The following is a 6,767-nucleotide window of genomic DNA, read 5'->3' on the forward strand; positions in this document are numbered from 1 at the left end:
CGCCCGTCGCTTCACCCGCCCAGCAGGGCACAACCCACGCCGGAAACGAACTCAAAACTGGATAGAAACTGGGGGCAACGTCACCCCGGACAACAAGACGGGAGGCGCTCTGCATTGATGAGGTGCTGGGCGGCGCGCGGCTTCAACCTGTTGAAGCTTGGCATTGAAAAGGGAGGTGTCCCGCCGAGGAATTGGAGGCCCAGAACTCCATCCAACTACACCTATGTGCGGAACGGCTCCCAGTTCGAGGCCCGGAGGATGATCGCGTGCTCCTTGAGCTTGAGGGCCAAGGAAAGACACATACTCAGATCGCCAAGATAATGGGCCGGAAGTCGAACTCAATACGCGGTAGACTGATGACCTTGGCACGTCAGGATGAGCGGCGAGAGTACCAAGGTGAGGTTGCATAGCCGACCACATACTGATGGTCGCTAGGCCACAAGTCTCAACGTCGCATCGAGTGCAATTTTAGAAACTAGCCTAAGCCACTTTGAGGGAGGCCTTCTATAAAGCGCTTCGCTGGGCTTCAAGCGCAACGCCTTGGCACGACCATAGGCAGCAGCTTCGTAAACCAAACGTGCGAGCACCCACGCCATTCTGATGCGAAACGATGCTATCGGCTCGAACGGACCTGCAACGTCCGGGAACTGCTCATGGTCCAGCAGTAGCTTTTCGACTGGGTACATGTCGGCAAGACGGCCTTTTTCAAAGAAGTCCTTAACGTCGTTGATGTCCCAGCTGTGTGAGAGCTTGTTGCGCACTGAGCGGACGTGATCCAGATTCGTCATGAGATCGGCAGACAACACGTCAAACGCGTATGCGAGCTGAATGCGCTTAGCGAAATCGGATAGCGGACCATAGCCGCTAAGCATGGCGGCCTTGCCGCCAGGGATTCCATCGGGGAGTGCAGCTTTGAAGGCGCCTTTCAGGACGTCGTCCGCGAAAGCGCAGACGATGACAGGCACGTAGCGGGCATCTTCGGATGCAACTTTCTCAATGACGGTGCTCAGATCGCCAAGGTCAAGCTCCTCCAAATCGAGTTGCTGGACAAACTTGTCGATTGCGCTCTTCTCGAACGCTCGGGTGTAGTTGCGGTAGATCTGGAGCCCTGATTTTTCGCCGTCATCAAGCTTCATGGCGAGGATGTCTGGGTCGACCCATTCTTCTGGCATTGCTTCCTCACGGCACAAAACGTGACCCTACAGGAAGGCCTGTTTATTCGCACCCGCGCTTCGCGCCCCCACAGCCACTCGCCCAAAGTAGGTGCAGCAGTGGCGAACCTGGGAGCGTCGAGTTCTTCCGGCCAAGATTCTGCGCTTGGAGCCGAGGTCTATGACTGAGACGGCAGGTAGTTGCCGATGATACCGTCAGCCCGTGGGCGGCGCTCCAGCTTGCCAGCCCGCTCCAAATACCTGCATTCACCGTTGACGAGCTGCTGGGTGCGCTCACCGTAGATCGCTTCCGCGATTTCACAGTCTGATAAACCGGCGCGGCGCCCGGCGATGAATTCGATCGTGTTTGCGAGGGATGTCATTGAAGCCTCCAAAGTTGTGAGGCTCCTATAAGATACACGCTTTAACCGGCGTCAATGTTAGGTTTTCAAGAATCTTTAGGTTGGCGACGAGGCTGAAAAGCCCTTACGCGCCAGTACCAAAATTCATTGATTTTCGTAGAGGCCGATTCATCCGACGTTTTTAAAGTATTGGATGGTGGGCGATGCAGGATTGAACCTGCAACCCCCCCCCGTGTGAAGGGTGCGCTCTCTCGTCAGTGTTAGATCACATGTGTCGAATGTGCCAGTCAGTGTAAAATACGATTTTCACACTAACGAACATGCTCAAGGAATTTTTAGCTTCAGGTTCTGGGAAGATAGTGGAACGGCGCGTCTGACATCATTATACCAGAAGCAGCCAGTCCGCTTCCGGCCAGATTGAGACGTCCACAAAGCGTCGCAGAGCGTCGGCAGTGGCGCAAGGGGGATTGACGAACAACCGCGTCGCCCGGTCGCTACCCACTTGCGATCCCCCATTCGTCACCTAATCTTCCCCTGAGAAAACCTTTACCAACTCGCCCCGCACCCACTGACCTCACGCTCAGCATCCCGCAGCCCCAAATGGGAAGACCGATATCCAAATCACGCCCGCCAAGCAGCCCGTCACCCTTCGCGAGGTGGCGGCCATGGTGTCAGCGTCGCCACGGCGTCTAAAACGCTGAACGGGCAGGGGCGGATGACGGCCGAGACGCGGACCCGTATTCGCGAGACGGCGCAGCGGCTCGGCTTTCGCCCGAACAGCCTGGCGCAGAGCCTGTTGCGGCGGCTCCTTTACCGTCGGGCCCGCTGACCAACGACCGCCGCGCCTTCGGCGCGGATTGTGACGGTCACCGCCCTCGTGAAGCAACTCTGATCCCAAATATCGTCGTGCGATGCCAAGCCGTTGCGGAGGGGGATGCGAGTAACGTCAGCAAAATGGAACAATCCGGCAGCCGGCGGGTTTGTAGGATGAAGGGCGATCTGTTTCGGAGGAAGATTACGATGAAACGCGTCCTCGCCCACCATGCGGTGCGACTGATGCTCGGCGCCGCCTGTCTGCTTACCGTCGTCGAGATTCCCAACCCGATCATGCCGTTGTCGCTTTTGTCCGAGGCAAGGGCTGCTACCACCGTTTCGATCAGCACATTCTACGAAGACCTGTCTTCCTATGGCGATTGGGTCTCGTATCACGGAGCGACCGTTTTCGTGCCGGTTGATGTGCCTGACGATTGGCGTCCGTATACCGTTGGACATTGGGTCTATACCGAGCAGTACGGCTGGCTCTGGGTGTCCGACGAGCCATTCGGCTGGGCGACGTACCATTACGGCCGGTGGGGCTATGCCGACGATATCGGCTGGTATTGGGTTCCGGGCACTCGCTGGGCGCCAGCATGGGTGAGTTGGCGTCGTGACAGGGAGCACATGATTTGGGCTCCGCTGCCGCCGCGCCGCGATCCGGATTTGATTTCAATCGAGGTGACCTTCGACACGACGCCGGATTATTACTGGGTTGTGGTCCCCACCCGCGAATTCCTTGCCGCGGACGTTTCTACCGTCGTCATCCGTGATGAGCCGGAATTTGTGCGCATCGTGGAGGCGGCCGAGCCGGCCGGCGACGTGACGATCCAGAACAACGTCGTGATCAACAAAGTCATTGATGTCGATGTGATCGAAAAGGAGACGAACCAGAAGGTGACTGCCGTCAAGGTCAGCAAGACCGACGCGCCCGAGCAGTCCGGCAAACTGGAAAAAGATACGGTCGCTGTCTTTGAGGGCGAGGTGAAAGCCGACCCTAAGGCCAAACCAGCTAAGCTCAAAGACATCGAGGAGGTGAAGCAGGTTCAGGCTGGCCGGAAATCGAAGCCGACCGAAGGCGCTGCAACGACCGAGCAGGCCAAGCCCGAAGAAACCGCCAAGCCTGAGAAGCCGAAGGTCGGGGAGCAGCCGGCCGCCGAGCAGCAGGCTGAGCCCGAGCAGGCAGCCAAGCCTGAGAAGCAGAAGACCAAGAAGCAGCCGGCCGCCGAGCAGCAGCAGGGCGAGCCGGAACAGGCGGCCAAGCCTGAGAAGCAGAAGACCAGGAAGCAGCCAGCCGCCGAGCAGCAACAGGCCGAGCCGGAACAGGCGGCCAAGCCTGAGAAGCAGAAGACCAAGAAGCAGCCAGCCGCCGAGCAGCAACAGGCCGAGCCGGAACAGACGGCCAAGCCTGAGAAGCCGAAGACCAAGAAGCAGCCCTCCGCCGAGCAGCAGGCTGAGCCCGAGCAGGCGGCCAAGCCTGAGAAGCAGAAGACCAAGAAGCAGCCCGCCGCAGAGCAGCAGCAGGCCGAGCCCGAGCAGGCGGCCAAGCCCAAGCCGCAGAAAAAGGAAAACAAGGCGTGCGATCCGCAGACTGAGAGCTGCTAGCCATACGGGTAGACTGCGGCACCGCGATTATTCGATCGCGGTGCCCGTCGTGGACTAGGGGAGACATTCAACCATGCCATCCCCTCTTGCCATCCTTGCATCCTTCCCCTAATCTTCCCTTTGAGAAAACCTTTTCCCAACTCTGCCGGCATCCGCTGACTTCACCAATCAGCACCTCGCAGGCCGGTAAGAGAAAAGCTTTTCTCACCCGGGAGGATCATATCCAAATCATGGCGTCCGATGCGCAGCCAACGCCCGCCAAGCAGCCCGTCACCTTGCGTGAGGTGGCAGCCCTTGCCGGCGTCAGCGTTGCCACGGCCTCAAAGGCACTGAACGGGCAGGGGCGGATGACGGCCGAGACGCGGACCCGGATTCGCGAGACGGCGCAGCGGCTCGGCTTTCGCCCGAACAGCCTGGCGCAGAGCCTGCTCAGGCGGCGCTCCTTTACCGTCGGGCTTTTGACCAACGATACCTATGGCCGCTTTTCGCTGCCGCTGATGGCCGGCGTTTCCGATGCGCTGGTCGATGCCGGCGTCTCGGTGTTTTTGTGCAATGTCGAGGACGACCCGCGACTTGCCCAGCTGCATGTCGATGCCATGCTCGACAAGCGCGTCGACGGCATCATCGCCACCGGCAAGCGCATCGACCGCCACCTGCCGGTCGACCTCGCCAATCTCGGCATTCCGGCGATCTATGCCTTTACCGAGCCCGATCCAAACGCCATCGCTTTCGTGTCCGACGATGCCGGCGGGGCGCGGCTGGCGGTCGAGCACTTTTGCCGGCTCGGGCGGCGGCGCATCGCCCATGTCAGCGGCCCGGCGAGCTTTGCCGTGGTGCACGCCCGCGCGCAGGCCTATCGCGCGGTGCTGGCCGAGAACGGCCTGCCGGTCATTGAGCCGCTGCTTGGCCACTGGTCGGAGGCCTGGGGGCATGAGGCGGTCAAGACGCTGTTCGACGGCGAGGGGTTTGACGGCACGCGCGAAAAACCGGACGCGGTGTTTTGCGGCAACGACCAGATCGCGCGCGGCGTCATCGACGCCTTGCGCGAGCGCGGTATCGGCGTGCCGGACGAGGTCGGCGTCATCGGCTTCGACAATTGGCAGATCGTCGCCGAGGCGACCCGCCCGCCGCTGACCTCAGTCGACATGAATCTCGCAGCACTTGGCCGCGAGGCCGGCCTTGCCCTGCTTTCGCTCGTCGGCGGCGAACCCGCTGTGCCGGGCATCAGAAAACTGCCGTGCCGGCTGGTGGTGCGTCAGTCATGCGGCCGTCCGCCGGACGGCTGAAACGAAACGGGCCGTGTCGATTGCAAAGCGCTGGGGCGCGGTCGAGTTAAACCATGTGGAGGAGAAGCATGAGAACCACCATTACCGGGCTCGCCATCGCGGCGAGCATTTTGGGCACGCTGGCGACAGTCGGTCCGGCCGCCGCCGACACCGCCAACATCTGGGTGCGCGCCGACGGCTCGAACTTCATGCCGCGCATCGTCGACGCCTTCAACAAGGGGCATCAGAACCAGATCAAGCTCGACATCATCCCCAACGCCGAAATCATCCCGAAATACGGTGCCGCCGCCGCCGGCGGCACGGCGCCCGATGCGCTGTCGCTCGACCTGATCTACACGCCGTCCTTCGCCGCCGCCGGCCAGCTCGAAGACATCACCGACTGGGCGAAATCGCTGCCCTATTTCGCCAGCCTGTCGCCGGCGCATGTCAAGACCGGCACCTATAAGGGCCGCATTTACGGGCTGCCGTTCTCGGCCGATAGTTCGGTGCTGATCTGGAACAAGAAGCTGTTCAAGCAGGCCGGCCTCGACCCGGAAAAGGGCCCGACCAACTGGGCCGAGATCGAAGCCGACGCCGAAAAGGTCAACGCGCTCGGCGGCGACATCAAGGGCTTCTACTTCTCCGGCAATTGCGGCGGCTGCAACATCTTCACCTTCACGCCGCTGATCTGGGCCTCGGGCGGCGACATCCTGACCGAGGACGGCTCCAAGGCGACGCTGGACACGCCGCAGATGCGCGGCGCCATCGACCTTTACCGTTCGATGGTCAAGAAGGACCTGGTGCCTTCAGGCGCGCAGACCGACACCGGCTCCAACTTCTTTGCCGCCTTCGCCACCGGCAATATCGGCATCTCGCCGTCCGGCGCCTTCGCCATCGGCGCGCTCAACACGCAATATCCCGATATCGACTACGGCATCACCTTCCTGCCGGGCAAGGACGGCGGCTGGTCGTCGTTTGCCGGCGGCGACAATTTCGTCGTCACCAAGGGCACCACCAAGGTCGCGGTGGTGAAGGAGTTTCTCGATTTCGCCTATTCGCTCGAAGGCCAGACCATCCTGGCGAAATACGGCAGCCTGCCGGTGCGCGGCGACATTGCCAATGAGGCGCTGAAGGACCTCGACCCGCGCTACAAGGTTGCCGCCGAAGCGATGGCCAAGGGCCGCACGCCCTATTCGGTGGTGTTCAACGACCTGATCAACTCGGCCAACGGTCCGTGGAACCAGATGATGAACGAGGTCTTCTTCGGCGAAGACGTCGACGGCGCCATCGCCAATGCGCAGGAGACCATGCAATCGATCATCGATTCGGCGCCGCAGAAGTAAGCGCCGGCGCCCACCTCCCCCTCGAGGGGAGGTCGGACCGCAGGTCCGGGTGGGGTCGTTGCGGCAGTGCTCGACAGAAAGAAACGTCGGCGCACTTCGCAGAGGACCCCACCCCCGCAGCCCCTTAACCTCCCCCTTGAGGGTGTTTGGACCGGGGACATCGCGAACAGCTGTGCGAGGACATCGCGAACAGTTTGCCATCCTATCGTTGGCTTACATTGAGGTCGA

General features: G+C 61.1%; 5 protein-coding genes and 1 pseudogene. 4 read left to right on the forward strand and 2 right to left on the reverse strand.

Going from position 1 to position 6,767, the window contains the following annotated elements; translation table 11 throughout:
• Positions 1-431 precede the first annotated feature (431 nt).
• On the reverse strand, positions 432-1,172 hold the full coding sequence (locus NKH42_RS30730) for a hypothetical protein (protein WP_352481302.1): 741 nt from the start codon (positions 1,170-1,172) through the stop codon (positions 432-434).
• A gap of 158 nt (positions 1,173-1,330) precedes the next feature.
• Complete coding sequence (locus tag NKH42_RS30735; RefSeq protein WP_352481301.1) at positions 1,331-1,534, reverse strand: hypothetical protein; 204 nt, start codon at positions 1,532-1,534, stop codon at positions 1,331-1,333.
• Between the two features lie 593 nt (positions 1,535-2,127).
• Between NKH42_RS30735 and NKH42_RS30740 the strand changes: the two are divergent.
• From NKH42_RS30740 to NKH42_RS30755, 4 genes and pseudogenes are all read left to right on the forward strand, one after another.
• Positions 2,128-2,334 (forward strand): annotated as a pseudogene (locus NKH42_RS30740) (LacI family DNA-binding transcriptional regulator); the annotation flags it as partial.
• A gap of 199 nt (positions 2,335-2,533) precedes the next feature.
• A complete protein-coding gene (locus tag NKH42_RS30745; protein WP_352751679.1) occupies positions 2,534-3,931 on the forward strand; it encodes a DUF6600 domain-containing protein in 1,398 nt (465 codons plus the stop codon).
• 230 nt (positions 3,932-4,161) lie between these two features.
• Complete coding sequence (locus NKH42_RS30750; protein ID WP_352751677.1) at positions 4,162-5,217, forward strand: LacI family DNA-binding transcriptional regulator; 1,056 nt, start codon at positions 4,162-4,164, stop codon at positions 5,215-5,217.
• A gap of 68 nt (positions 5,218-5,285) precedes the next feature.
• On the forward strand, positions 5,286-6,539 hold the full coding sequence (locus NKH42_RS30755) for an ABC transporter substrate-binding protein (RefSeq protein ID WP_352746971.1): 1,254 nt from the start codon (positions 5,286-5,288) through the stop codon (positions 6,537-6,539).
• Positions 6,540-6,767 lie beyond the last annotated feature (228 nt).

This window comes from Mesorhizobium sp. M1142 (assembly GCF_040318565.1).
Taxonomy (GTDB): Bacteria; Pseudomonadota; Alphaproteobacteria; order Rhizobiales; family Rhizobiaceae; genus Mesorhizobium.